This window comes from Pseudomonas sp. PAMC25584, from assembly GCF_058135675.1.
Map to the genome: position 1 here is coordinate 1,221,008 of NZ_CM176870.1, position 25,668 is coordinate 1,246,675.

General features: G+C 60.4%; 16 protein-coding genes and 1 pseudogene. 8 read left to right on the top strand and 9 right to left on the bottom strand.

The features are described 5' to 3' along the window. Nucleotides 1-3 precede the first annotated feature (3 nt). Both ACS5Q8_RS05535 and ACS5Q8_RS05540 read right to left on the bottom strand, forming a co-directional pair. The gene (locus tag ACS5Q8_RS05535; RefSeq protein WP_426099638.1) at nucleotides 4-996 is read right to left on the bottom strand and encodes a PLP-dependent cysteine synthase family protein; all 993 of its coding nucleotides are present in this window, start codon (nucleotides 994-996) and stop codon (nucleotides 4-6) included. 27 nt (nucleotides 997-1,023) lie between these two features. Then, complete coding sequence (locus ACS5Q8_RS05540; protein ID WP_443699718.1) at nucleotides 1,024-2,007, bottom strand: hypothetical protein; 984 nt, start codon at nucleotides 2,005-2,007, stop codon at nucleotides 1,024-1,026. 527 nt (nucleotides 2,008-2,534) lie between these two features. On the opposite strand from ACS5Q8_RS05540, the gene ACS5Q8_RS05545 reads away from it, so the two are divergent. Further along, nucleotides 2,535-3,488 (top strand): LysR family transcriptional regulator, encoded by a 954-nt coding sequence (locus ACS5Q8_RS05545; protein ID WP_426099636.1) that lies wholly within the window; start codon nucleotides 2,535-2,537, stop codon nucleotides 3,486-3,488. A gap of 191 nt (nucleotides 3,489-3,679) precedes the next feature. Here the strand turns inward: ACS5Q8_RS05545 and ACS5Q8_RS05550 are convergent, their stop codons facing one another. Continuing rightward, nucleotides 3,680-4,015 (bottom strand): ArsR/SmtB family transcription factor, encoded by a 336-nt coding sequence (locus ACS5Q8_RS05550; protein ID WP_426120540.1) that lies wholly within the window; start codon nucleotides 4,013-4,015, stop codon nucleotides 3,680-3,682. Nucleotides 4,016-4,308: 293 nt separating this feature from the next. Here ACS5Q8_RS05550 and ACS5Q8_RS05555 point away from each other — a divergent pair, with 293 nt between their 5' ends. Then, nucleotides 4,309-4,731, top strand: a complete 423-nt coding sequence (locus ACS5Q8_RS05555) for a GFA family protein (protein ID WP_426099634.1) — start codon at nucleotides 4,309-4,311, stop codon at nucleotides 4,729-4,731. A 226-nt stretch (nucleotides 4,732-4,957) separates the two neighbouring features. Continuing rightward, nucleotides 4,958-5,053, top strand: coding sequence for a hypothetical protein (locus ACS5Q8_RS05560; RefSeq protein WP_426120541.1), 96 nt, complete (start codon nucleotides 4,958-4,960; stop codon nucleotides 5,051-5,053). A 108-nt stretch (nucleotides 5,054-5,161) separates the two neighbouring features. Here the strand turns inward: ACS5Q8_RS05560 and ACS5Q8_RS05565 are convergent, their stop codons facing one another. Then, nucleotides 5,162-5,437, bottom strand: coding sequence for a type II toxin-antitoxin system RelE/ParE family toxin (locus ACS5Q8_RS05565; protein ID WP_426099632.1), 276 nt, complete (start codon nucleotides 5,435-5,437; stop codon nucleotides 5,162-5,164). Continuing rightward, on the bottom strand, nucleotides 5,437-5,709 hold the full coding sequence (locus ACS5Q8_RS05570) for a CopG family ribbon-helix-helix protein (RefSeq protein WP_247397627.1): 273 nt from the start codon (nucleotides 5,707-5,709) through the stop codon (nucleotides 5,437-5,439). Before ACS5Q8_RS05570 ends, ACS5Q8_RS05565 begins: the two co-directional genes overlap by 1 nt. A gap of 623 nt (nucleotides 5,710-6,332) precedes the next feature. On the opposite strand from ACS5Q8_RS05570, the gene ACS5Q8_RS05575 reads away from it, so the two are divergent. The 5 genes from ACS5Q8_RS05575 to ACS5Q8_RS05595 all read left to right on the top strand — a co-directional run bounded on the left by ACS5Q8_RS05575 (nucleotide 6,333) and on the right by ACS5Q8_RS05595 (nucleotide 12,086). Next, nucleotides 6,333-6,824, top strand: a complete 492-nt coding sequence (locus ACS5Q8_RS05575) for a CS1 type fimbrial major subunit (RefSeq protein WP_276196670.1) — start codon at nucleotides 6,333-6,335, stop codon at nucleotides 6,822-6,824. Between the two features lie 114 nt (nucleotides 6,825-6,938). Next, nucleotides 6,939-9,458 (top strand): TcfC E-set like domain-containing protein, encoded by a 2,520-nt coding sequence (locus ACS5Q8_RS05580; protein WP_426099631.1) that lies wholly within the window; start codon nucleotides 6,939-6,941, stop codon nucleotides 9,456-9,458. A 134-nt stretch (nucleotides 9,459-9,592) separates the two neighbouring features. Beyond that, the gene (locus tag ACS5Q8_RS05585; RefSeq protein ID WP_443698533.1) at nucleotides 9,593-10,333 is read left to right on the top strand and encodes a molecular chaperone; all 741 of its coding nucleotides are present in this window, start codon (nucleotides 9,593-9,595) and stop codon (nucleotides 10,331-10,333) included. Beyond that, on the top strand, nucleotides 10,330-10,818 hold the full coding sequence (locus tag ACS5Q8_RS05590; RefSeq protein ID WP_443694298.1) for a CS1 type fimbrial major subunit: 489 nt from the start codon (nucleotides 10,330-10,332) through the stop codon (nucleotides 10,816-10,818). Before ACS5Q8_RS05585 ends, ACS5Q8_RS05590 begins: the two co-directional genes overlap by 4 nt. A gap of 41 nt (nucleotides 10,819-10,859) precedes the next feature. Further along, on the top strand, nucleotides 10,860-12,086 hold the full coding sequence (locus ACS5Q8_RS05595) for a hypothetical protein (protein WP_465159906.1): 1,227 nt from the start codon (nucleotides 10,860-10,862) through the stop codon (nucleotides 12,084-12,086). A 38-nt stretch (nucleotides 12,087-12,124) separates the two neighbouring features. Here ACS5Q8_RS05595 and ACS5Q8_RS05600 read toward each other — a convergent pair whose 3' ends face one another. The 4 genes and pseudogenes from ACS5Q8_RS05600 to ACS5Q8_RS05615 form a co-directional block, all read right to left on the bottom strand. Further along, complete coding sequence (locus ACS5Q8_RS05600; RefSeq protein WP_465160353.1) at nucleotides 12,125-15,925, bottom strand: NEL-type E3 ubiquitin ligase domain-containing protein; 3,801 nt, start codon at nucleotides 15,923-15,925, stop codon at nucleotides 12,125-12,127. Between the two features lie 324 nt (nucleotides 15,926-16,249). Continuing rightward, nucleotides 16,250-17,203: pseudogene (locus ACS5Q8_RS05605) on the bottom strand (dermonecrotic toxin domain-containing protein); the annotation flags it as partial. Nucleotides 17,204-17,287: 84 nt separating this feature from the next. Then, entirely contained in the window at nucleotides 17,288-20,389 is a 3,102-nt protein-coding gene (locus ACS5Q8_RS05610; protein WP_465159907.1) for a transglycosylase domain-containing protein, read from the bottom strand. A 73-nt stretch (nucleotides 20,390-20,462) separates the two neighbouring features. Then, complete coding sequence (locus ACS5Q8_RS05615) at nucleotides 20,463-25,661, bottom strand: hypothetical protein (RefSeq protein WP_465159908.1); 5,199 nt, start codon at nucleotides 25,659-25,661, stop codon at nucleotides 20,463-20,465. Nucleotides 25,662-25,668 lie beyond the last annotated feature (7 nt).

Consider the following 25,668-nt stretch of genomic DNA (forward strand, 5'->3'; position numbering starts at 1 on the left):
AGATCAAATCTCGCTAACATCCTGAGTTGCGAAACCGTGATAAGCTAGCCATTCATCGTCGTATATTTTGGAGAGATACTTAGTGCCGCTATCAGGCAAGACAGTCACTATTACTGCTGGTTTCGGTATTGTTTTAGCGAGTTCAAGACAGCCCCAGACATTGGCCCCAGAACTTCCCCCACAAAACAATCCTTCTTTACGCGCCAGTTTTTGGCAGGTTTGAAATGCTGATTGGTCGTCAAATTGAATCACGTCGGTCAACACATTAAAGTTCATACATTTGGCTAGATGATCCTCGCCGACGCCCTCTACATAATAGGGTCGTATCAGGTCAGTATCTACCAACCCATGATGAAAATAATGATGATATATAGAACCGATCGGATCTAGCAAAACCACACTAATATCAGGAATTTTTTCTTTTAGAAAACGGCCTACCCCACAAATCGTCCCACCAGTACTTCCAGAAGCGACGAATGCTGAAATAGTTTTTCCAAAGACCTTAAATATCTCTGGGCCTGTCGTGAGATAGTGGGCTTCCGCATTTAAAGGGTTATCATATTGATTTAGCATGAACGAATCCGGAGTCTCAGCGTGGATTCGCCGAGCAACAGAAACGTAATGATTTTCCGATTCTGGAGGAACACTGGTTGGACAAACTATGATCTCGGCCCCCATCGCTTTTAGGGCATTCTGTTTTTCCTTGCTGACTTTATCGGGCATAGTCAGAATGGCGTGATAACCGAAAGTCGCAGCAAACATTGCAATAGCAGCACCGGTATTGCCGGATGTATTCTCAACTATAACTGAGCCTGGCTTAAGCTTGCCCCTTGACTCCGCATCACGGAGAATATGAAAGACCATGCGATCCTTAATACTTCCACCTGGATTCAAAAACTCTAGTTTCGCGAAAATCCGCACACCTTCTGGAATGCCCAATTTTGTGAGTTCAACGACAGGTGTGGAACCAATTAGCTGTAGTATGTGCTTTGGCATGAGATCGATCTGCAGATTGTTAACAGTTTACCAATCAGTTGATTCCAGCACCGCAACCGTATGGCCTATTTGAATTCCGTCCTGAAACCCTTGTAGCGCTTGAACAGCACTCAACTCATAACCCGCCAGAGCTTGCTCAAACTCAAGTGCATCGCTACTTTCGACTACGAACGTTGGCTTGTTAAAGATAACTTTCAGAATATCTACTGGATAAAATTTAAAGGGGCCAAAGCCAGCTTGTTCCCAATGAGCATACCCACCAATAACGTCCTCAGGCTCAGATTGCACCTTCCAAGTATAAGCGAGAATTCTGCCGCTGTAGTTAGTTGCCGATGCAAGTTTAAGTATGACTTCAAGAGGCACTCGTCCACCAATCGAGGATAGAATCCTACCGCCTGGTCGGAGTATAGAACGTGCATTTTTCAGCATAAGAAAGTGTAGAGAAAGTAGGTGTTGCGAAACAAATTTCGGGAGATTCTCCTTGCGCCTAGCGACAAAAGTCGAACTATTCTGTCCACTATGAAGATCGCTCTCAACCTCAATCGGAATGTTCGGCAAATTCTCGTAGAGAAGGTCCGCTCTAAAGTTAGCGTCTACCACTGGACTTATCATGTCGCCAGTGCCCGTGGCGACCAATATGTCACTCTCCCTTATATTTCCTACAATGTTTTTAGCTGCGAGTGATACGACATCCTCATGTAAATCCGTTATAAAAATATTTTTGGATTCAAGAATTTCTATCGCCGCCAGGGCATCAAGACCCGCACCGGTACCGATCGTGCAAAAGTCGCGAGCACGAAAACCTTCCTTAGCCAAAATGTGGAACGCCGGCGCAGTGACGCTAGCAACCCAATCACTCAGTAAATCGTCGTCCTTCGGACGGTAAGAGCGGTCGCTGAGGTGGATCTCAAGCACCTCCTTGAGGCGTTCGGCGTGGTGGAGCCCGAAGAAATTAGCTGTTTTTACGTCGATATGAAACGATTCAATTTTCCCGTTAGTTAGCGTATTCATATTGGGTGCTCCCTACTGTTTCATAAAAGTTATAACTTCTATATAGCCTCAGGTGACTGGGTTGAGCGCAAACTGATATCTCTCGAGAGAGAGCATTTTTCTGTCGATCGAGGGGTGATCCTAGCTCTCAAGCCGGTCGACAAGAGTCCAATACCTAAGCATCTGATACTTGTCCGTTAGGTAGAACGATGGCAGGCCGAGCGGTGTTTGGAAAATTAATAATCCTCTATTCATAATAAGAAATTTTGCTACCTCGTTACGCATCGGTCGGCGGCTGACCAGGCGTGGGCTATCGCTCTGCGGGATTGCGGCTTCAAAATTTTCATATTTGCGAAGGCATACTCGTCGAACTGAAACAAAATGCGACGGATTGGATCCAACACTCAATGACTCATCCTATAATTACTGATAGATTCAAAGAAGATGGCAAGATTGGTTCGAAGGGGATTTGGGGAAGGCTTGCAGGTCGCAGTGATTGCTGCCAAAGATCTTACAAGCGCCGTTGAATAATGCTGGAGCATGGGGCAATGGAGAAGGAAATTTGGTCACATCTGGGCGACCGCCGTGCAACGTTAGAGCACCTGAGGACGTTCGCTACAATCGCTTTGGATGGCGGCTTCATAAGTGCCAGCAAAAAACTGCACAGATCGCAGTCCGCCATTACGCAAAATCTTAAAAAGCTTGAACAGATAGTAGGCTGTAAGCTGCTCGAACGGCGTCAAGGGCGAGTTATTGGTCTAACTGACGAAGGAAAGCACTTTCTACCTCAGGTAAATGAGATACTTAATACAGTCTCAGTTGCAATTGGAACGCTCCAAAAATCGCCTGTGCGCGGCCTTGTTCGGCTAGGGGTACCTGACGACTTCAGTATCGCTTATATATACAGCGCTTTATCGAGTTATTTTGCTGTAAATCCTCAATTGAAAGTCGAGGTGCACGCTACGCTCTCGGATAAAATCTTGACTTTGGTTAGAGCTAACGAGCTTGATGTCGCTCTCTTTAAAAGAACGACAGACTTCGAAGAAAATGGATTTTCCCACTACCGTCCACTTAAAACAGAATCACTCCATTGGGTTGGAAGGGAAAATACTAACTTTAACAAAAGCCACGAATTACCTCTCATTCTATTTCCAGAAGGTTGTTCGTACCGTAGGGCTGCGCTCGAAGTACTTAGGAAGGAGAATAAACAGGTAAAAATCGCATATACTGGATCGTCATACGAAAACATAAAAAAAGCGGTTTCTGCCGGATTGGGTATAGCAATACTCCCTTACAATGCCATTAGCAAGGATGAAGTAATTTTAGGTGAGGAACATGACTTCCCTACTTTGCCAAACTCCAAACTTATTATAGCAGTCAACTCGAGCGGAGATATTTATAGGCAGTTTGCCGACCATCTTGTTCGGTCATATCAAGGCAACTTTCCGACAATCTTGCCAGAGACACCGGAGACACCACCGAAGATAAAATTCTCCATGTAGCTCCGAAGATAACCCCAAAATAAAATCACCATCATATATTCTTCGCCATTACTCAAAATACGATTTCGATATCTTATTGCTCACAGCCTTACGCTAAAACTTAAAAGCAACAGTCATTTCATTTCGTCGCATTACCGACCAAGACGCTGAGAATGCATAATTAGAATATTGTTTTTTATAACGGGCCTGTCTTACTTATGAAACAACCCTTCAACTCCCGGTAGGCCTTCGCAGCAGTCCGTGACAAAAAATGCTACCAGGGCCCTTGCACGTCCGGCGTCGATTCGGCAACGCTGCACCCTGCCTTGTCGCTCTTGAGTCATCAAGCCCGCAGCAACAAGCTGAGCAAGATGGTGGGCAAGAGTCGATTTGGGAATGCCAAGTTGTTGTTGAATCTCCCCCACGGCGAGCCCGGCATCCCCGACCCGGATTAAAAGTTGAAATATCTGTAGACGATGAGGGTGGCCGAGTTCAGCCATGCACCGCGCCGCGTCATCGAAGGCTATGTCATTCAAAGTATTTAGCATTCTATGATTTCAACCATGGGGAAGACATTTTCCAGCGCGATTCTCCTCAGACTGCTCCCGGCATCCAGGCTGCGGTGAGACAAAGCTCGCCACAAGCTCAATTCGCTCCACGCCAGTATCACGTAGGACCTCGTCGCTGAGGCTGTTGGTGAACCGTAAATTGGCACGACGCCGACGCGTTGTGGACAGAGTATCAAAAAATTGCACAATTCCGTTGAACATGATCGTTACTCAAAAGAACTATAGTTCCAGAATTGTAGTCCTAAAATCCATAATTACAAGGGGAGCGCGTAATGTCAGAGGTGGAGGTAAAACAGATCCGAGCGACCGGCGGATGTCTATGCGGTTCGGTGCGCTATATCGTTCGGGGCGAATTGCGCAATGTCGTTGCCTGTCACTGCGTATTCTGCCGCCGCTTGCATAGCCACTTTGCCGCCTACGCCGCCTGTGATAAGGCAGACCTTGAACTAATAAGCGTCGGCAAGCTGCGTTGGTACCGCTCATCGCCAACCACGCACCGTGGTTTTTGTTCTCGGTGTGGAGCACAGATATTTTCGGAAAATCGAGATGAGGGGTATATCTCGATTGCAGCTGGCACGTTCAACGAGCCAGCAGGGCTGACACTGATAGAGCACATCTGTGTGGCACAAAAGGGCAGCTACTATGAGATAACAGATGGCCTTCCGCAGAAAAGAGGTGGGACAGATTGCAACTGATGGAGCGTAGTTATACGAAGTGTGTTCTGAGGGGAATAGGGGGCTGACCCTGAGGGCTCCAAGCTGTCCCTGCAAACCCCGTACACCGCCGCCCCCGGCGTTCATTCGTTCGACATCCGATACGGATCGCTCGACTACAAAATAGCCGCCGCCGTGAATCCTGCCGGTCTATATCTCGCTCAATGTGCGTGGGTCGCCGGGCGTGGTCACAGATGTTGGTCAAGACGTGACGGGGATTTGGCTGGCTGGGGCAGGTGTTGGGCTGGGTTCCCCGGTCCCAACGCGGATTACCGACCAGCTCAGGGGGGCGCGATTTTTTTAGCGTTGATGCGTTCAGGAGGGCGTTTTGGAAGGCCGTCGCTGTGTCAATGCCACGGGCCATCGCTACCTGCAAATGACAGCGGCCGGTCCGGGCCCCAGTCCAGCCTGGCTATCGGTCTTCACGGGTGTGCCACAGGCGCAGCAGGTAGATAGTCGAATCCACTATCTCGTAACGCATCTCGTAATGGCCGATCTGAATTCGACGCACATCCCTTGGCTCGAACTCTTCCAGGCGTTCACCAATGCGTGGGTTGGTCAGCAGTGTGATAGGGGCCGCCGTGAGTTGCTGCACTGTTCGTGCGGCGGCAGGCTGATTCACCGACGCCAGAAACTCGTACAGCCGGGTAATGTCGGAAAACGCCTTGCTTGTCCACTTCAACTCCATCAGCGCGGCACCGTCAACGGAGTGTCGGTGCTGAGGCTATCAGCCCAGGCCTGGACAGCTTGGTGGTCAATAACGCGGCCAGCGTCAACATCGGCCAAGGCCTCACGGGTCAGGCGACTACGCTCTTCTTCCTGCTCTATCCAAGCGGACAGAGCCTGCTTGACGATCCAGTTTTTGGAACGCTCCAGACGCTCTGCCATCAAATCGATCTTTTGGGCCAGTTGCTCAGGGACGTGAGCCGTGACAGATCGGGTTTTCGCGGTGATTGCCATGCTGAGGGGGACTCCTGATTGAATTTGATATCGCCGCAGCCTGCCACTGACAGTTTGGCGGATGTAGCCACCCACTCACGGGTGTCCACATCGGTCGATCCTTGGTGATTGATTCTACACTAATATTCGTCGGTTCGATTTAAAGTCAATCATAGTGAATAGCTATGCGTCGTCAAGCGTGCCGCCAGGTTGGGCTTAACAAGGGAGAGGCGCGAAACGTCCATCTCCTACGTCAATAACACCGTGGTCAACCGGTGCCGCACAGTTTGAACGTATAGAATAATGCTCGCACGTAGTTTCAATACTACAGTCGCGGTCTTATCGGCTAAGTTGGTTTTTATATCTGTACTGCTTTTGTCGATATATCTGTGCGTCATTCAATTCTTACAGTCATTTTTTTAAAAGTCGTATTTATTGTATTTCTTCCTCCTGCGTAATGGCCTAGTGGCTTGCATGTTTCTCGGAGCGTGCCTGCATATCTTAAAGTTGATTTGATCGAATATGCCCTGGCGTTGAACGTTCACCAAAACACTGAACCTCAATGCCAGTGTGTTAGTTGGAAGTGAGTCCTGGCTTGCTTTTGAGTTAACCGCCTTCCTTTAAATGACTACAGGTATTCAAGCATGATCAAGAAGTTTACTGTTCTGCTCCCTCTGGCTGTTGCCGTACTGGGCTCTTCGGTTGCGATGGCCGCCAACGATGCAAGCACCACGATCAACATCAAGGCCGATATCCCTACCAAGCAGTTCCACGCTCAACCCCTGGACCCCAACTTCGGTCGTGACGAAATCATGTCCTACAACACCGTGACCGGTGAGTTGAGCACGCTGTCTTCCATGTTCACCCTGAAAAACACCGGTGGCTCGATCGACGCTTACCTGCAGGACGGCCCGGCATCGCTCACCAACGGTACAGACGCTATCGCGCTGACCATCAGCCTGGGCGACGTCGTCCTGACCGGCGCCCCTTTGGAAGTGGCTGCCGACGCAGAGTCCAACCCGGGTCTGCAAAAGCTGATGACCATCAAGGCCGCCAAGCCAGCGGACACTCAGAACGGTCAATACACCACCACGGCCACCGTGATCTTCGACAACGTGCCGCGCACCACGTTTTAAGCGCCCGGCAATCGATAAGGGTTTGCCTTATTGATCACACCCACCGACCGCAGGCGGTGTTCGCCTGGGGTCGGTGCTCCGATGGTTTGCTGTTCGCCCTAGAGTATTAAGTTCATGTTCCCGATGAAACCCATCGCGGCGGCGCTGGCCCTGCTTGCCTGTTCGGCTGCCTTGGCCGCGGCTGACAACAGTTACACGCCGCGCAGTTTGCTGGCTCAGGCGAAAGGTTTGCCGAGCGAATTCGAAGAGCATTTTTTTGATGTGCCGCTGGCCGTGCGCATAGAACGCGACGAAGTGTTCATGGGCGAGGCAATGGTGGTGCTTTCGCGCGATGATCGCCTCACGCTGCTGGACTTTACCGATACCAGCGACAGCCCGATCAAACCCGCTGAGCGCGATACCTGGAGCAGTTACTTGCAACAAGGCGTCGCGCTAGGCAGTTGCACGCAACACTGCCCGGAGAAGATGTTGGCGGTGCATTACAACCTGGAAAACTCGCTGGTCTCGATCCTCACGCAGAACGCCGAGCACGACACCGATCATCAGCGTTATTACCACCAACCCAAAGACGGCAGCACGGGCTTGATTGTCAGCAACCAGTTGAACCTCAACGGCGGGCAAGACCAGGCACTCGGCGGACGTTTCGGGGTTGAAGCCAGCAGCAGCCTGGGGAACTGGAGCCACGCGCTCAACCTGCAACTGGCACGCCTCGGCGGGCCGGACACGCAGCTGTATCACGCGTTGTATTCGCTGTATGCCCAGCGCGAATTCGAAGGCCAGTTCCTGCGCCTGGGCTATTTCACGCCCACTTCCGAAGGGCTTAATCGCCAGCCGCGCTCCTTTGGGGCGGCGCCGGATGTGGCCGTGGGTGTGATGCTCGGCAGTTCCGACAGCCTCGCGATCAGCAACCCCAAGCCCAGCGTGTACCCGATCTACGTCACCTCCAACCGCCAAGGCTCGGTAGAGATTTATCGCAACGGCCTGCTGATCAACACCCAGCCAGTGGCGGCCGGTTTGCAAAGCATCGACACGCGCGCGCTGCCCGGTGGCATTTATGAAGTGGAAGTGCGCCTGGTCGAAGACGGCCAGGTCACGGCCACCACCCAGGAGCTGGTGTACAAGCCCAATAACTGGCGCAACCACGACGAGCGCTGGCGCTACAACCTGTTCGCCGGCCGCGAAAGCACCCTGCTCAACAACTGGGATCAGCGCGACAAAGGCGACATGACCGCCGGCGCCTCGGTCAATTACCTGCTGCACCCGCGCGTGATCCTCGGCCTGTCCGCTCGCCAGGTGCAGGACCGCATGCAATACGGCAGCTCCATCGACTGGACGCTGGCGACCCAGGCGAGCGTCTACGCCAACGTCTACCAGACCCAGGACCACGGCACCGGCATGGACGTGCAAGGCCTCTACAGTTATGGCGCCGGCAGCGTGATTGCCAGCCACAACCGCAGTTGGCTGGACACGCGCAACACCTACGACACCCTGCCCGACGGTACACGGCTGCGCTCCCGACAAACCTTTGTCGGCCAGACCAGCACCTCGTCGCTGTCGATCAATCATCGTCTGCTCAACCAACATTCGCTCAATGCCCGCCTGTCCCACAGCCAAGGCAATGTCGAGGGGGTTGGCCTGGACCTGGGCTGGAGCAAACACGATGTGTTGTTTGGCAGCGATGCCAACTGGCGCCTGTCGCTGTTTGACCGCCCCGCCAGCCGCAGCACCGGCGACCAGCGCAACCGTGGCGTCGACCTGACCCTCAACCTGGCCCTCGGCGGGCCGGGCGAACAGTGGTCGGGCAGCATCGGCTCGCGCACTTCCCGCGACGGCAAGCGCGACAACAATGGCTCGTTGACGTACCGCAAAAGCATGCCCGATCACGTCTTACAGAACGTCTCGGCCACCGTGCTGACCGACACCTACGGCGTCGGCCTGTCCGGCATGACTAGCTTCCACGGTGACACCGTCGGCGGCGATGTTTTCGCCCAGCGTTCCTCCTACAACGGCAACCTCACCGGTGGCCTGAACCTGCACAGCACCTTCGCCGTCGGCGGCCAGAAGATGGCGCTGACCAGCCAGTACCACGGCAACGGCGCCGGCATGATCGTCGATGTGGAGACCGACCTGGACGACATCACCTTGCGCGCCGACGACCTCAGCGGTGGCAGCACCGCGCTGCGGCCGGGGCGTAACTTTGTACCGCTCACCGCTTACAGAACCGGCTCGGTGGCGTTCGACTTCGAAGGCAACCACCCGCCGTCGGCGAACATCCAGCCGCCGCGCAGCGCCTACCACATCAACAAGGGCGGGGTGGACTACCGCAAGATCAGCGTGATGAAAACCGTCACCGTGCTCGGTCGCCTGGTCGACCCACAAGGCCGGCCGCTCAAGGGCCATCACGTGATCAACCACGCCAGCCGTGGGGTCAGCGAGGTGGACGGGTTCTTCTCGATGGAAATGAACGCCGGCTCGCCGACCCTGCAAGTGCGCCAGGGCAACCAGTTGCTCTGCCAGTTCCGTCTCGACCCGAGCCTGGCCCGCACTGAAAACGATGTGCTGATGATCGGTGACCTGCGCTGCACGCCGGACACCTTGGCGGATGCCGCACTCACCCAGCAGAAGTCGGGCTGATTCTTACAGGACTGACGTCATGCACATCACGACGTATAGGGCAGGGGCACTTGCGCGGGCGCGGTCACGGCTATTTGGGATTCGCAAGTCTAGTGCGTTGGCGTCGGGCCAATCGTTAATGAGGGTGTAAAACAATGAAAGTATTAGCCGCAATCCTGGGCGTGTGGATGGTGTCCTTTGGGGTCCAGGCGGGCCCGAATATCAACGTCGGCGTGGTCTACGACTACCTGGACGGCAGCAAAAGCAGTTACCTGAAACGCATCTTCAACGGCGGCACCAGTACCGCCTTCGTCAAGGTCGAGATCCTCGAAATCGTCTACGACGCCAGCGGCGTGCCCCAGGAAGTGCCGCTGCACACCCAGGCTGACGCCACCGCACGGGATGGCCTGATGGCCAGCCCCGCACGGCTGATCGTGCCGGCCAACGGCATGCAGGGCACGCGCTTGTTGTACATGGGCGAGCGGGCCAGCGAGCGTTACTTCCGGGTGCGCTACATCCCGGTGGTGCCGGAAAAAGAGGACGCCTTCGCCGTGTCCGACGAAGAGCGCGAGGCCTATCAAAAAACCTTGCAGGCCGGCGTCAGCGTATTGGCCGGCTACGGCACGGTGTTTTTCGTGCGGCCCAAGGACACCCGCTACGACACGCGCATCGACGACGGTGCCGGCCGCTATGAGCTGCGCAACAACGGCAACAGCGTGATCGTGGTCGACGAGTTCAAGAACTGCGTGGCCGGTAAACCGACCGACTGCCATCCGACCACCAAAAACCACGTGCTGCCGGGGCGCGCCTTTACCTTCACTAAGGACGCCGGGCGCCAATACACCTTCAAGCTGCAGGAAGGCGACAACCAGAAAAATCTAGAGGTGAAAGGATGAGCCGTTGGCCAGTGTGCAGGGTTCTGACGGTACTGGGCCTATTGAGCCTGCTCAGCTTCAGCGCCCTGGCGGCTCGCGAAGAGGCGGTGTTCCAGGTGTCGGTCAAGGTGCCCACCAGTGACTTTTATGTGTTGCCGCTCAACCCCGGTTTTTTGGAGCGTGAGCAAACGCTGAACTGGAACCCGGTGACTGAAACCCTGACCGCGCTGCGGGAGTATTTCGACGTGAAAAACGTGCTGGGCGCGGTGGATGCCTACCTCGCCTATGAGCCGGTGTTGTTCAACGGCAGCGACAACATTGCCTTGAACGTCACCTTCAACCAGCAGGTGCTGGGGCTTGCCGCCGTGCGCGTGGTGCCGGAAGACGAGGCCCGCGTCGGCAAACGCGTGCTGCTGGAAATCGCCGCGCAGAAGCCTGACGACGGTTATCTCCCCGGCCAGTACTTCGGCAATGTGCAGATCATCTTTGACGCGTTGCGCCCATGAGCGGCGCAGCGTATTTGAATCGTTCGAGGACGAGTGAACCCATGCAAATCAAACACACGCTGTTGGGGCTTTGGCTGGTCGGCCTGCTCCTGGGGCTGCCCGCTGACGCAACGGCGGCCACCGTGGATATCCTGGCCTCGTTCCGGCCGGACCCCAGCCAGCCTTCGCGTAACGTGTTCAAAAACCACACGCCACCGGGTAACAGCTATTGCACCTGGGCGCCGCAGTATTGCAACGAGACGCGCTACAGCATCGGCTTTCCGATTGATTTTCGGATGAACTCGGCGATTACGCCGGGCGGGGACGATCGCAACCATATCCTGTTTCATGCGCCGACCGAGCGCCGCAATATAACGGTCTTGCACGAAAGCACCGGAGAGGCGGAAACCCTTCAATTCCGTATCAGTGGCATCGGCATGATGCTTAAGTGGATCGAGCCGAACCCCGGTCCCGGCGTGGGTTGGGAATCATCATGGGTTTACCCCCCGGCACCGTGCCAATACATCGGTACTGGGGTCGGCAGCCCCTCGTTCTATGCATTTACCTGGGGGTTGCCGGAAGGCAGCAGGGGATGTGCGCAAAGAGCGGCCACTGCCGTGCCTATGGGGACGTTTTGGATGGAGGGTTTGGGGTTCACCTACGAGTTGATCACGCCCAACCCATTGGGCATGAGGGCCGGTACGTATCGCGGGCAGATCACGTTCAGCGTGGGGCCTTACAAAGACTTCGACATGGGCGACGTGCTGTTGCCCGACGATGACCAGATCACCCTGAATTTCATTCTCACGGTCGACCACGTCCTCAAGGTCGAGATCCCACCCGGCGGTGATCGTGTCGAGCTGCTGCCCCAGGGTGGCTGGCAGGGTTGGGTGAGCCATGGGCGTAAACCGACGCGGCTGTTCAGGGATCAGACCTTCAACTTCTATTCCACCTCGCGCTTCAAGATGGGCCTGCAGTGCCAGTACGTCGAGGCGGGGGACAATACCTGCCGGATACGTGAGGCCGCGTCGGGGCGCTCGGTGCCGTTGCAGGTCGGCGTGACCATGCCCTACGGCATCGTCGACCCCGAGGGCCAGCCGATCCAGCGTCGCCCGCTGCGGCTGGATGGCACGGGCACGCAGTTGCTGCTCTCGACCATGTTCGTGAACCGCAAACCTGGCACCCTGCATTTCGAAGTGGCGCGTGATGACGTCGCGACGATGTTGCAGCCTGGTGAGGCCGCCGCCTATGAAGGGAGCGTCACGGTGATCTGGGATTCGGAGGTGTAACGGCGGCCGGCGCGAGCACCCTCGCGCCGGCCATTGCCTCATTGTTCGGGCAAGGGCTCGCGGTTATGGCGTTGGCGGGCCTTTTTCAGGGCCTCGCGGGTCAGGCCGCGCATCCATTCCTTCTCCTTGTACCCCAGGTCGTTGAGCAGGCGGTTGTTCAGCGCTTCACTGATCGGTGTGTCGGTCAGTACGACGCTTTCGGTGGTTTCCAGTTCGTCCGCGAGTGCCTTGAGCTTGTTTTTGAGCCGGTCTTTCTGCTGCGGTTCCTGTTCCTCGCGCCATTGCGCCTGCAGGGTTTGCAGGTCGTCCAGGCGGTAGAACTTCTCGGTGTACGCGCTGGCATTCTGTTGAGAGAGGGTGTCGTAGGTTTGCTGCAGGAAGGTCTCCCAGTACGGCTCCAGTAAGATCTGGTTGACCAGGCCGTCGCCCTGGCCCAGTGCCTGAACGGTGGTGTAAGCCTGTTGGATCTGGGGTGGGCTGACATTGGCGGTGTCGCGGTACAGCATGTGGTCCGACAGCCAGGGCAAGTCCAGCAGGTTGGCCAGCGCGGTCTGGTAGGCCAGGTGGATATCCACTTCGTCCACCTCGCCCGCTTCGCCATCCACCCGTTCTGAGCGCAGGTGCAGGCCTTCGCCACCGGCCGCTTTGGGCCGCAGGCGGCGGGCGACTTCTGCCTGGGCCACCTGGTTCAGGTGTTTGAGGCGCGCCGCGCCTTTGGCCAGGGTCACCAGTCGGCCTTCGAGTTCAGGCAGTGTCACCGAAAAGCGCCGTGCTTCGCTGGCCATCACCTCAATGCCCATCTCATTGAAAATCTGCGCGCCGCCATCGCCACACAAACCGGGGAAGCTCGACAGCTTGAACAACCGCTCGCGCAGTGCGCTGTCGGCGTGGGTGGCGTTGATCAAGCGCCACACCCGTTGCGTCAGCTGCGCTTGGTTGAGGGCATAGCGCTGCTGGTCCTGGGGGTTCTCAAAAAACTCGGGAGGCTCAAGCAGTTTGATCACTTCGAAAAAGCCCTGGGAGCCGTGTTCGTCTTCGACCGCGTCCCACAATTGCTCGCGGATACGCCGGGTGTTGGCGTCGACGCCAGCCAGCCAGGGGTCGCTGCTGCCTTGGGGTTCGTAGGTGCGATACGGGTCCAGCCCGGCCTCGCTGCGGTAGCGCTCGTACAGGGTGCGCTGATCGTCGTCCAGCGCGTTGCGGTCCAGGCGGGTACGCGCCACGGTGCGTGCGGCGGTGGGCTGCGGCGTGAGCGCGGGCAGGGCGGTGATCGGGTTGCCGCTCAGGTCGAGGTCGAACATGTCGTTCCTGGGGTGGGCAAACAGGCCGCGGGGCCATTGGCTGATTTGCGTATGGTTCAGGTCGAGGCGGCGCAGGTTGGGCATGCGCGTGATGTCCGGCGGGGCCGCGAGGGGGTTGTGGTCCAGAATCACGGTTTGCAGGCGCCGTAGATTGCGCAGGCGCGTCACGTCTTCAGGGAACAGCACCATGCGGTTGTTCGACAGGTTCAGGTTGCGCAGAACCCGCATCGCCGCCAGTTCGACCGGCAAGCTCGTCAGGTTGTTGTGGCTCAGGTCCAGGGAGCGCAGCGCCGGGAAGTGTTTGAGCAAGCCGCAATGGGTTTGCCCGACGCTGCTCTGGCTCAGGTTCAGGAACGTCACGTGCTCAAAGTTGACGGTCAGCGCAGGCAGCGACTCGGGTAACGGCATGCCGTCCAGATCGATCCGCGCGCCGGGCTGAGTTCTGCCCCAATCGTCGGTGTATTCGGCGTAGCGCTCGCCCCAGCACTGTTCAAGCAGGTGGGCCAGGCGTCGGCGGGCGGCCAGTTGTTGGCGTTCCTGCGCGCTGCCTTTGGGGTGATGGGTGGGCGATTGTTTCCAGGCCTGCAATTGGGTGCGCAGGGTGTGTTTTTGCAGGGTCAGCTCGTTCAGGGTGGTGCTCAGTTGGTCGGGGGGGATTTCGTCGATAAAACGGTTCAAGCGTTGCTCGCTCAGGCTCGGAAACAAGCGCTGCAGCACCTCGCGCGCAAACGTCGCGTGGGTATCGGCTGGGGCTGCGCGGCAGCGACTGAGCAGCGGGCCGCCGAGCAATTGCTGGGTGTGTCGCTCCATGACGCGGTGGGTTGCCGGCGCTGCCAGCAGCTTGCGGCGCTCGGCCAAGGGTTCCAGGGTGGTCATCAACCAGTTTTGGAAGCCGTCGCCGTCGCCGGGGTTGTAACCCAGCGTGCTACGTGACGCGTCGGGCAGCACCCGCAACACAGCCTCGTACAGACTGCTCGGGCTGTGCAACTGCCGGCCTGCAGCGTCGTAGACCGCGTAACCCAGGCTGTTGCGCACCAGTACTCGACGCGTGCTGGCGGTGTCCGGCCCGGCCTGGCTGCGTAGGGTGCCGGTGATGGAGGTTTGGCGGATTTGAATGTGCAGATCGGTGAGCGCATCGGTATGAAACAGCAGGGTCTTGAGCACCAGGCTTTCCGTCGCCGGGCTGGGCGACGCCGGTGGATAGAAGCCTTCGTAGGCGCGCACCGAATCGGCGGCCACGTGCAGCTCATGGGCCAGGTTGCGCAGGCGCAGCGGCCAGCGATGCTGGTCGGCCAAGGCCTGGCGTTCGCTCGGGCGGGCGGTCTCCAGCAGGCGGCGGGCCAGGCTCAGGTCGAGGTCGGGGTGGTCCTGGCGCAGGCCGATGATGCCGGGGTCGTCGCTCGCTTCACGGGCGCGGTAGACCGCCGGCGCGGTATCGCGGCTCTGGCTCAGTACGTAGCGGGCCAGTTGCTCGCGCAACGCTTGTACGCGCTGCGATTCGGGCACCTCGACGCCCAGCAGGGCGGTGATCGCCGCTTCATCCAGAAACCCCAGCACCCGTTCCGGCAAATGACCGGACAGCACCTCGCCGAGGCTGATGTGCAAGGTGTCGGCTGGGCTGGCGTGCGCGGCGCCATAGCGGTGCGACGTGCCGCTCAGGTCGGGCTTGAGGAACACCTGCAGGGCTTTGTCCTGGGGCCAGCCGTCGAGTTCGGTGACCATTTGCTCGAACCAGTCCGAGCTCGGGTCGGCGCTCAAGGCTTGCCCTGCGCGGATTTTTTCACTGGCGACCCTGATGGACTCGTCCGCTTCGAGCCGTTTGAGGCTGGCATCGAGCAGCGGCGGCAGGGGTTCGTTGTGCTCGTACATGCGGCGTAACGCGCCGTCTTCGGTGGCGCTGGCAACCCTTAGCTGCTCCAGTTGCGTGTCGCTGAACGGTTGCACCCGATGCCCAAGACGGCGCAGCAATTGCGCGCGCTCCCACGTGCGCGGGCGTTCGCCCTCATGGGTCACGGCGCCGTCGCCGTTCAATTGCAGGCGTGGCCGGTAGGCGTCCGGGCGTTCGGGGTGGACCACGCGGTGCGCTTCGCTGAGCGGGTCGTATTGCACCTCCAGGTGCTGGCCGCCGAGGGCCAGCAGGGTTTTGCCAGCATGCTGATGCAGGCCCGAGGGCGAGGGCACCGAGCCGTCGGGGATCGGGTTTTTCTGGGCGAACGCGCGGATGTCCGGGTTCCACAACCGCCGTGTGCCGTCGGCCCGCTCTACCGGGACCAGGCCTTCGATAAAGGGCGAGCGTTTGAGCCGCGCCAATTGACCAAGACTGCCGCCCGCCGCAAACAGGGCAAACTGCATCACGCTGTCGGCCACCCCCGTCACGTGTTCCCAGGCTTCGGTGCGCCGGCCCTCGGTCCAATCGACGAGGCCTTCGAACACCTCGTCCATGATCTGGTACGCGCTGTAGACCAGCATCAGTTCGCCGAGCACCGGCACGAACGGGGTCAGCACCAGCAACGCGGCATTGAGGATGTCGCCGAGCATCTGCTCCAGGTTGTCCCACCAGGCCCAGCGGGCGTGGCGCTCGACGTCGGCGGTGGACACGGCGAGGGTTCGCGCATCGTTGACGATTTTGTTCAGTTGCACGCGAAACAGGTAACTCCACAGGGTGTCCGCGTGAGGTGTCGGCGGGCGCTGGCGATAGTCGTCCTGCCAGCGTTGCACGCTGAAGTGCAGGTTGGGATCGCTGATCGGCGTGTCTTTCCAGCTCGGCCCGCTGTCGGTGCGGGCCTTCTGATGCCACTGGATGTGGCTGAGGCGCGCATTGAGCCCGGCAAAAAAAGCGCCGCGCTCGGCATGGGGCACGAACTGGCTGAAGAACACCTGATAGCGCGCCCGGTCGCGCAACTGACGGGTCAGTTCGGCCATGAACGCCTGCGGCGACGGGTATTCCTTGAGCGGGTGCTCGGGGTCTTCGGCGACGTAGGCGATCACTCGGGGGCTTGGCGCGGCGATAAACAGCACGATGCCCACCAGGGCGACATTCATCACGCTGAGGGTATAGGCCTGGAGCGCCGTCGGCTGCTCGTTCACCCGCTCAAGCAGCATGCCGTGGGCGTCGGGCTTGAGGTCACCCTGGAGCAGGGCCAGGTGCGCGGCGCTTTTCAGCGCGGCCTTGTGGCGTGCGACCACTTCGTCGTGAACCGTGCGGGCCAGCGGCGGGTGGTTGAAGCCAAGCGCCTGGCTGAGCCTGAGTTAATACTGCGCGCCGATGTCGAGCTGGCGGCAAATGGCTTTGAAGCGCTGCGCCGTGAGCCGGGCGCCGCTGGTGCGGTGGGTGATCGACACGACATCGCGCTGGCCGCGTGCGTCGCTCGGCCCGAGGAAGGCGAAATCGAGAAAGCGGTCGTCGGCGGCGAAGTTGCCCAGCGCCGCGTCGAGCAACGAGACGGTCTTGCTGGTCTGGGCGCCGGTCACGTTGAGCGTCCACCAGGCCTGGCTGGCGTCGACGTAGAGGCGCAGGTAAGTGTTGCGTACCTCCACGGCGCCGTAGTCGCGCAGGGCGTTTTTCAGCAAGGGTTCTGCGAAGGCGTACACATCGTTCAAGCCGGCGAGCCGTTGGTCCAGCAGGTTTTGCCGGTGCCAGTGCTCGGCAATCGCGGCCTTGAGCGGGGCTGGCGTGCTCACGACGTTGAGGCGGGTGGCTGTCAATGCGCCGAGGCGTTCAGGCGTGGCCTGGGTGAGCCAGCGCGGTAGGGCGTCGCGGATGTGCGCGTAGTGGGCGCCGTTGAAGGCGCTGTCGAGTGGCGGTAGAGCGGGCATGGATCAGGTCCTGATAAAAGGGTGATCCATCAGTGTGTTCAGCGCTGTTGCGCGGTGGTGGCAGATAGATAGTGCAGCCGCGCGTCAGTGTTTGCCCGCCAGGCACAGCGCCGGGTCGCCCGGTTGCAGGAGTGGGTTGAGCATCGGCGCCATGCCCTTGAGCACCTGCACCGGCAAGGCTGACGTGAAGGTAAAGTGCTGCGCCGACACCCCCGGCACAAACGCGGTGAGAGTGCCGAAGTGATGCGCGCCGATGTAGAACACGAACGTCGCCGTGCGGTTGATCGACTTCGAACTGAGCATGCGCCCGCCGGCCCCCATGGCTTCGATGCGGTTATCGCCGGTGCCGGTTTTGCCGCCCATCGCCAGCGGTGTGCCGTCGGCCAGTTTGAAGCTGCCGGCCACGCGCTTGGCGGTGCCGGCGTCGACCACTTGCGACAGCGCGCCGCGCAACGCCGTGGCGACTTCGCTGGGTAGTACCCGTTTGCCGCGATTCGGGTCGTTGGCGACGTGGGTTTCGTAGGGCGTGCCGCTGGCAAATTGCAGGCTGTCGATACGCAGCACGGGCAGGCGCACGCCGTCGTTGAGGATGATCCCCATCAGTTCCGCGAGGGCGGCGGGGCGGTCGCCGGAGCTGCCGATGGCGGTGGCCAGCGACGGCACCAGGTGGTCGAACGGATAGCCGACGGCCTGCCAGCGCTGGTGGATATCGAGGAACGCTTCGATCTCCAGCATGGTGCGAATCCGGCTGTCACGCGCACTCTGGTGGCGGCTCTTGAACAACCAGCTATAGACCTCCTGGCGCTCGAACTCACTGGCTTTGACGATCTCGTCGAAGGTCGCTTCGGGGTGGTTGAGCAGGTAGCCCAGTAACCACAGGTCCAGCGGATGCACCTTGGCGATATAGCCCTGGTCCGGCAGGTTGTAAGCGCCGGGGCCGTAGCTCTGGTAGAGCCGTTCGAGGCGCTCGTCGGTGAGCTTATCGGTGGTTTTGAGGTGCTTCAGGTGCGAGCGCACGAAGCCGTTGAAACTCTCCTGGCTGGCCTGGGGCAGCAGGTAGCGGTGGACGGCGGCCAGGCGGATCGCGGTGGGGTGCAGGCTGTCCATGAAGGTGTCGAGCCGGGCCTGGGTGTCTTTGTGGCGGTATTTTTTCCAGAACTTGAGCAGGAATGCGGTGCCTTCGTGGTCGGCGAATTTGGCCAGGTATTCCTGGCGGCGCGGGTCGTTGTCGTCCTTGAGCAGCCGTGCGCTGTTGTCTTCGCCCGAATAGGTGGTGTAGCGCACCAGATCACGCATCAAGCGAATGAACGGCAGGTTGATCGACTCGCGCAGGGCATCGCGCAAGGTCGGGTCGCGGCCGTTGTCTTCGTTGCGAAAGTTATGGAAACGGTGCAGGCCGCCACCGGTGAAAAACGCCTCGCCGGGGTTGGCCGAATAGGTGCGGTCGAGGGCGGCGTCGAGCATCTTCGACAGGTCGCGGTCGCTGTGCTGGGTCAGGTAATTCAGCGCCCAACGCGAGAGCACGTCCTGTTCGGGCAGTTCGACGTTTTTCAGCTCGGCGGGCGTGCGCGCCTGGTAGCGCTCATGCAGCTCGGTGATGATTTGCAGGTAGGTGGTCAGCACCCGCAGCTTGGCGGTGGAGCCCAGTTCCAGCTTGCTGCCTTCGTTGATGTCGAACGGCTGGTCGGTGTTGTCGGTCTGCACCCGCACGCGTGCGCCGTCGGGTGTCAGTTCGTAGAGGGTGAAGCTGTAGCGCACCTGCGGCGTGCTTTGCGGGGTTAGCAGGCGCGGGCCGAGCAGGCCCATTTGCGCGGCGAACGTCGGGTCGGCCAAGTGCTTGAGGTAGTCGGTGGCCTGGGTTTGCAGCGCGTAGTGCAAGGTGCTGGTGGCCGACAGATCGAGGCGGTCGAGGTCATACAGCGAGCGGTTGAGCAGGCTGGCGAGACGGCTGCGCGCAACGTTGATGGCCTTGTTGGTTTCCACCGGCTGCAGGGTCGGTTGCTGCTGCCAGTCGCGGTAGGTCACAGGGCTGGCGAGGGCGGCGGCGGACAAGGTGGCGGGGATCACCTGGTTCTGCGCGAGCAGGCGGATATGGCTGTCGGTCAATTGCGCCAGCTCTTCGCGGCCTTTTGTCAGGTAGTGCGAGGGGCGGCGCTGGGCAATCATCAGCGACAACACCTGGCGCAGGGCCAGGCCGCGTCTGGCCAGGCTAGGCGGGTCTTGCGCGCTGTCGCTCAAGGCCTGGTTGACCTGATTGAAGTCGGCGCCGTACCACACCCGCAGCCCTTCGGCCAGGCCATGCACTTCGCCGTGGCCAGGCACCGCAGACAGCGGCACGCTGTTGAGATAATCGCGCACGATATTTTGCCGACTGCCCAGGGTGTCGGGCCCGGCCTGGTAGGCCCGGACGCTGGCGGACAGCATCTGGCGGATTTTCTCGCCGCCGGACACGGTCAAGCCGTCGGGCGAATGGCGATATTTTTCGAGCTGCGTGGCCAGGGTGCTACCGCCGGCGGTCTGCCCTGGCAAATGCAGGAGTTTGGCCACTTGCGACCAGGCCGCCTTGGCAAAGCGCGGCCAGTCGACCGCCGGGTTGGCCAGCGGTTGCCTGGGGTCGAGCAGGTCGCGGTCTTCAATGAACAGCAGGCTCTGCACCACCAGCGGCGGGATCGCGGCAAAGCTCGTATAGAGCTGTTGCGGGTAGGTGAAGGTGTACAGCGGCGCGGCGCGGCAATCGGTGATGCTCAGGCCGGCCTGGACTTTTTCCGCGTAGGGCACGAACAGCCCGCGCTCGGCATAGCCCAGCAAGGCCGGGGAGAAACGCGCCTGGGCCTGGATCAGGTAATTGCGTTTGAGCAGGCGCGGTAGGAATTCATTCAGCGCGCTGTAGCCCAGGCGCCGGTCGAACGGGCCGTCGCCGGGATACACGATGGCATCGCTGGCGCCGGGCTCCAGGCGATAACTGAGCGATGCGGCCAACGGGCTCAGGTAGCGGGCCTGCAGGCGCGAGGTGCGCATCTCCACGCTGGCGGCCCAGCCCAGGGCGAATAGAGCGAGCAACAGCACCAGCCACACCAGGCGCCACCACCCTGTTCGCATGCGGGCGTTGTGTGGCAATGGCGGTTGATGCGGGCTGTCAGTTGGCAGCGCAGCCTGCTTCGAATCGGTTTGCCATAAAGCGCCCATAGTCGATTGATCCATTGACGTAGATTGATCGGACTTGGTTGAAGCGTAGTCGTTGGTGACGAAATGTGTCAGCTCACGGTTGCGGACGTTTCAGCGCGGTGCGCAGCAGGGTCAGCCAGTCGCGGTCATTGGCCTGGCCCCAGCGGTAGGTGCCACGGTCGTTGAAAAATACCGAAATGTCCTCCAGGTACCAGGTGTGCATTCTGACGTTGAGCTGGCGCATGTAGTCGCTTGCCGGGCAGACGATGGCCGCCCAGGGGTCGCATATCCACAGGCCCCTCCAGCCCGCCTCGCCGAAATCCAGGGTCGAACCCAGCGTCGCGGGCGCTATACCCACCACCACAAACGCGTGGGCGGGCGGGCTGGTGCCCCAGATGCGCGCGGCGCCGCCGTTGAATGTGATCAGCTCGCACGCCACGTGGGCCATCTGGTCGCAATTGCCCGCACCGGTCTTGAGGATCACTTCGGTGTAGTTGGGCTGGCCCGCCCGGCTGTACTGCCACATCACCAAGGGCTCGGCGATGGACAGCCGCTCCAGCTCGGCGATACCCGTACCCACGACGTTGGCCGGGCCGATGCCGGTGCTTTTGACCAGTGCCACGGTGCTGGCATGGGCCTTGGTGGCCAGGTACTGATTGACGGTTTGGCCTGGCTGGGCAGCGTAGGGCGGCCAGCTCTCGAGCTTCAAGGGGGCCACGGCCACACTCATGCCCAGGCGTTGCCCCTGATCGCTGGCGTTGAGCAACAACTCGCGCTGCTTGATGACCCGCAGGCCTCTGGACTGCTCGATCAGGCGCTGGAGTTTTGCGGCACCGAAGCCGCGCGCGGCCAATTGCTGGCTCAGCACCTCCAGGGTGGGCAGGGTGACCAACGGGCGGTTATGCACAAACCCAGCGGCGTTCAAATAGTCGAGCTTGCATTTGCTGAAGGCGCGGATCAGTTGTTCGGGCTCTGCGCCCTGGCTGAAGTCCAGGCGGTTGAACAGCAGCGCCGGCGCGGGGGCGGTGGGGATCGCTTCGTAAAAGGCCCCGGCGTCGGCCTCCACAACAATGCGCGTGCCCCCGCCGGGGCTCAGATCGATCACCATGGCGCGCAGGGTCCGGCGGTCATCCGTGCCCTCCGTCAGCCCCGTCAGTTCGACCACACGTGTGTCGCGGCTGAGTTGGTTGTCCAATTGATTATTGGGCAGGCCAAACTGCGGCTCGCTGTCAATGAGCCGCCCGGTGACCTGGGGCTTGTACGACAACGGTGTGGTGCTGGCCACCGGGGTCAATTCGAAGGTGCTGCCCTGGGGCGTTGCGGCGTACGGCCGGCGGTTGTGGACCAGCTTGCGGGTGTCTGCACCGACGGCGGGCGCGGGGATCAAACGAATGTGTTCGATAGCCTGGGCCCGGCGTTGCAGGATCGAGGCGTTGAACGCTGCGAGTTTTTTGGTGAAGCAAATCAGCGGGATCGGGCTGCGTTTGTTTCGCGCAGGGCCGCACAGGCTGTCGAAGCCTTCGGCGACCTTGAAGTAGGCGGCAGAGGTCAGGTCGTCCAGGTGGGTGGGCGCACGATGCTCCAGGCGCAACAGGTTGGCGTGGTCGAGCAGGTCGGTGGCGTCGGAACGTGGAATGAGCAGCGGTTGGGTGGCGAACAGCCGTTCGGCGACCAGCACCGGATGCCCGTGGGCGCTCTGCATCGGCGCCACGCCAAGGGCGCTGTCCAGGCGAAAGGTGTGGCTCGGCGGCCCGTAGGGTTTGCGCGTGAAGGGGTGGCAGGGGTACCAGTGGTTTTTGCGCAGCATCGCGTTGATGCGCAGCAGGTCGCTGTCGCGCAAGACCGTGCCGCTGCCGATATCGGCACCGGCCAGCAACCTGGGGTAGTCCAACAGGAGCAGGTCGGCCGCGTGGTGTTGGACCTGCGCGATGGCCGTGTCGAGGATCTTCCGCGCCCCGCTGCTCAGCCGGAGCATCCCGCTGCGAGCCAGCCTGAACAGGCCCGGAAGGCCATCCAGCGGGTTCAGCACGGTATTGAGGAAGCTGCTGCTCAACTGCCCCAATTGCAGGAGCTTGATGGGCAGCGGCACGGTTTTTTTCAGCACCGCCAGCGAGGCTTTGAGAAAGCGTTGGGTGGGAAACAGCAGCGTCAACAGGTCGATAAAGCAGGCATAACCGCCTTCGATGACCCGACGGGTGTTACCAGAGCCGATGTCTTCGGCGCAGGACCAGAACGGCACGAGGGCTTTGAGGCGTGCCCATAACCGATCCCAGCGTTGTTGAATCTGCTCGCGCTGCGTGGTCCCCCGGGCTTGCGCGTGCAAGGCATCCACTTCGAGGAAGAAGTGCTGCTGCACGATGGCTTGGGCAATGGCGCGATTGAGCGCCGAACCATAGGTCAGCGCCGCCGTCGGCGAGCTGGCGGGCGTCGGGCTGAATGAGCACAGCGTCTGCACAATCACCTTGGAACGCAGCCCCGGCCGTGGCGGGCGCCCGCTGGCGTAGGCGTCCCAGTCCAGCGGCAACTCATCGCCCATCAGCAGTTGGGTGACCGGGCGGGTGGAGTGGGGAGCGCCGGTGATCACCGACATCAAGGTGCCGCCCTCACGGAACGCCAACGGCGCGCCACTGCGCTTGTGTACGCGGTTCAACAGCGGGAACAACTCGTATTCATGCACCGCCGTGGCGGATGTGCCGCGCAGGATCACGCCCATTCGGGCGCTGCGCGCCAGCTCTTCCTCCGGGCTCAGCAGGGCAAGGTCTTTGCCGGGTTCTTGTTTGAGCACCAACAACTGCAGGTCGGCCTGTTGCAGGTAGATTCGATCGGCCAGCGGCAGTTGCGCCAGCAGGTCTTCAATCGTGGTGCTGTAGGCCTGCTTCATGCGTTCGATATAGGCGCTGAAGGCCGTGTCGAAGCGCTGCTGGATGTTGCCCAGGCGCGCGAACGATGGACGCAGTTGCGCCAGGTTCAGCTGGGGTTCGGTGGAGTGCCAGCGGCTGTCGCCCAGTTGGCCGTCCATGTGCAGTTCCACCAGGCTGTGCAGGCTGTAGTTCTGGCGCTCGTGATGGTGCATCGGAAAGCGCAGGCTGCCGCCGGCGAGGGGTGGGACCGGGCGCCACAGGCAGGCTTGTTCCAGCAGTGTCTGGCCTGGGAACAGCTGTTTGAGGTCGGCCAGGGCGATGCTGCGGCGGGTCGGCGGTGTGTCGGCAAAGGTGATCAGGGCTTGTTTCAGTGCGTGCAGACGTTGCGTGAGGCGCAGCTTCAGCGCGTCGATTTCGTGCGTCAGGTAGGGGGCATTTTCGCGTTCGGGCAGTTCGCCCACGGCGATGGCCCAGTCGAGCAAGGTGCGGGTGGCGATGTATTCGCGCCACTGTTGTTGCTGGCCGGTCGTGGTGGGGAGGGACGCCAGGGCGATCATGTCGTTGTAGGTCAGGTGACGCGGTGATCCGGGCGCCATGGCCTGCGCCATCAAGACCCCTTGTTTGAAGCTCATCCAGGCGATCGAGCTGCCAAAGCGCAAGGTCTCGGGCAGCCCGTGCACCAGAAACTCCGGTGCGGCGCCGGCCAGCAACACGTGGGCGGCGAGGGGGGCTGCGCGGGTGGAGACCTTGCAGGTGCGTACCAAGTGCAGTTCCAGCGCTTGGCGCACTTCGCCATGGGGCTTGCCCGCGTGGGCGCTCAGGTCGAAACCGGCGACGGGGGCGCCCTCTTCGCCGGCCGCAGGGTCGAGGTCGAGGATCACTGCGCTTAGCACCAGCAGGTCAAGGCTGGTCTGGCTGGCGGTTTCGTCCGGGTGCTGGCCGTACCAGCGCAGTGCCGTCACCAGGCGTTGGCCAAGTTGACGCGCCGGACCCAGGCGCAGCACTTGTTTGAGCAGATGATCGGCCTGACTGCGGATCGCGTCGGCGTGCAGGCCGCTCAGCCGTGTGCCGCACAAGCGGTCGAGCAGGCGTGGATGGCCGGCGGGCAGGCCGTTATTCGCCGTCTCGGTAATCGTTTGCCGCTGCTCGCTCAGCAGTCGCACCGGCGACTGGGCCGTGGCGCTCAACAGCCCATGGTAATCGTCGAATTCGGGGCGTCGGGGCCGGTTCATCTCCAGGGCTTGCAGGGTGTCTTGGGCTTCGCCGACGGTGCCCGGCGGGTCAAAGTCATGCGTTTGCAGCAGTTGTTTGAGGGTGAAGGGGCCGCAGGCGGGGCTCGGGGGGACGGCGGGATGGTGCAGCGCAGCGGAGTCCGGCGCGGGCGTCAGCGTCACGCTGGCGGTGTCGATCGTGCGGTCGCTGGGTTGGTCTTGGATCAGGGCTTTCAAGCACTCGGCCATGACGTCGCGGTCATGATCCCGGGCCAGCCACTGCTGGTGTTGCATCAGAGCGAGATCGGAGTCGGCCAGGTCGCTGACCGGCAACGGGCTCAACGGCGTCGACCGGCGCAGCGTGTCGATCAGCGCGCGGGCTTCGTCGGGCGTGTTGGGCACCGGCAGGTCGTGGCAGCGCAGCAGTTCGGCAAGGCTGAACTGGCCGCTCTGGTGGACAAAGCTGCCAAGCTGTTCGGCGACTTCGACCAGTTGTTCGAGCTGGCCGTCCAGGGGCAGCGCCAACAGCTGTTCGATGCCGATCTCCACCAGCGTGCCCCAGGCTTTCTTGCCGCTGAGCCGACGTGTGGCGGGATCGAACGCATACGCGCCGGGTTGCAGGCCGTCGACCGCGTCCAGCGCCAGGAACGGCGGGCTGCGGGTGATGGCGTCGAGTAACGCGGCGCCGATTTGCTGGGCGGTGGCCCAGAACGAACCGGAGTCGAGTTTGAAATAGGTTTTGTAGGAGGAAAACAGGCTGAAATCGTCATCGTCGAGCAGGGCTTGCAGTTGGTCGGCGATCTGCTGCTGGTCCTGATTCAACCGCTTCAACCGGTCATCCAGGCGCGCCTTGGGGTCGACGAAGCTGTTCGATTGATCGAGCGCCTGGCTGATCACCCTGCGCTGGCCGCGATGTTCGGGGTAGGGATACCCGTAGAAATTCAGCACCAGCTGCGCCGGCAGTTCCAGCGGCGCGGCATCGGGCTGCTCGTCCAGGCCGGCCAGGTCCACCGGCAGGCGCATGGCCCAGGCCCGCAAGTGCGGGCGGCTGAGTGCGCGGCGGTACAACTGCAACCAGCAGCCGAGGGAGGAGTGCTCGGGTACTTGCACCGTGGTGGAGTCGCCGGATTTCAAGTGATTGAACAACGCGCTGATCAATTGGCCATCGGCGGCCAGGCGTTGCGCCCGGCCTTGCTCCAGGACATCGAGGGTGGTCGGCATGGGGAGA

Bases quoted from the DNA above. Each gene is read 5' to 3' on its own strand.
- ACS5Q8_RS05610 (WP_465159907.1), bottom strand. From the start codon at position 20,389: ATGGGCGCTTTATGGCAAACCGATTCGAAGCAGGCTGCGCTGCCAACT.
- ACS5Q8_RS05565 (WP_426099632.1), bottom strand. From the start codon at position 5,437: ATGGAGTTGAAGTGGACAAGCAAGGCGTTTTCCGACATTACCCGGCTG.
- ACS5Q8_RS05535 (WP_426099638.1), bottom strand. From the start codon at position 996: ATGCCAAAGCACATACTACAGCTAATTGGTTCCACACCTGTCGTTGAA.
- ACS5Q8_RS05590 (WP_443694298.1), top strand. From the start codon at position 10,330: ATGAGCCGTTGGCCAGTGTGCAGGGTTCTGACGGTACTGGGCCTATTG.
- ACS5Q8_RS05615 (WP_465159908.1), bottom strand. From the start codon at position 25,661: ATGCCGACCACCCTCGATGTCCTGGAGCAAGGCCGGGCGCAACGCCTG.
- ACS5Q8_RS05600 (WP_465160353.1), bottom strand. From the start codon at position 15,925: ATGCTCGGCGACATCCTCAATGCCGCGTTGCTGGTGCTGACCCCGTTC.
- ACS5Q8_RS05580 (WP_426099631.1), top strand. From the start codon at position 6,939: ATGTTCCCGATGAAACCCATCGCGGCGGCGCTGGCCCTGCTTGCCTGT.
- ACS5Q8_RS05540 (WP_443699718.1), bottom strand. From the start codon at position 2,007: ATGAATACGCTAACTAACGGGAAAATTGAATCGTTTCATATCGACGTA.
- ACS5Q8_RS05585 (WP_443698533.1), top strand. From the start codon at position 9,593: ATGAAAGTATTAGCCGCAATCCTGGGCGTGTGGATGGTGTCCTTTGGG.
- ACS5Q8_RS05550 (WP_426120540.1), bottom strand. From the start codon at position 4,015: ATGCTAAATACTTTGAATGACATAGCCTTCGATGACGCGGCGCGGTGC.
- ACS5Q8_RS05570 (WP_247397627.1), bottom strand. From the start codon at position 5,709: ATGGCAATCACCGCGAAAACCCGATCTGTCACGGCTCACGTCCCTGAG.
- ACS5Q8_RS05595 (WP_465159906.1), top strand. From the start codon at position 10,860: ATGCAAATCAAACACACGCTGTTGGGGCTTTGGCTGGTCGGCCTGCTC.
- ACS5Q8_RS05555 (WP_426099634.1), top strand. From the start codon at position 4,309: ATGTCAGAGGTGGAGGTAAAACAGATCCGAGCGACCGGCGGATGTCTA.
- ACS5Q8_RS05545 (WP_426099636.1), top strand. From the start codon at position 2,535: ATGGAGAAGGAAATTTGGTCACATCTGGGCGACCGCCGTGCAACGTTA.
- ACS5Q8_RS05575 (WP_276196670.1), top strand. From the start codon at position 6,333: ATGATCAAGAAGTTTACTGTTCTGCTCCCTCTGGCTGTTGCCGTACTG.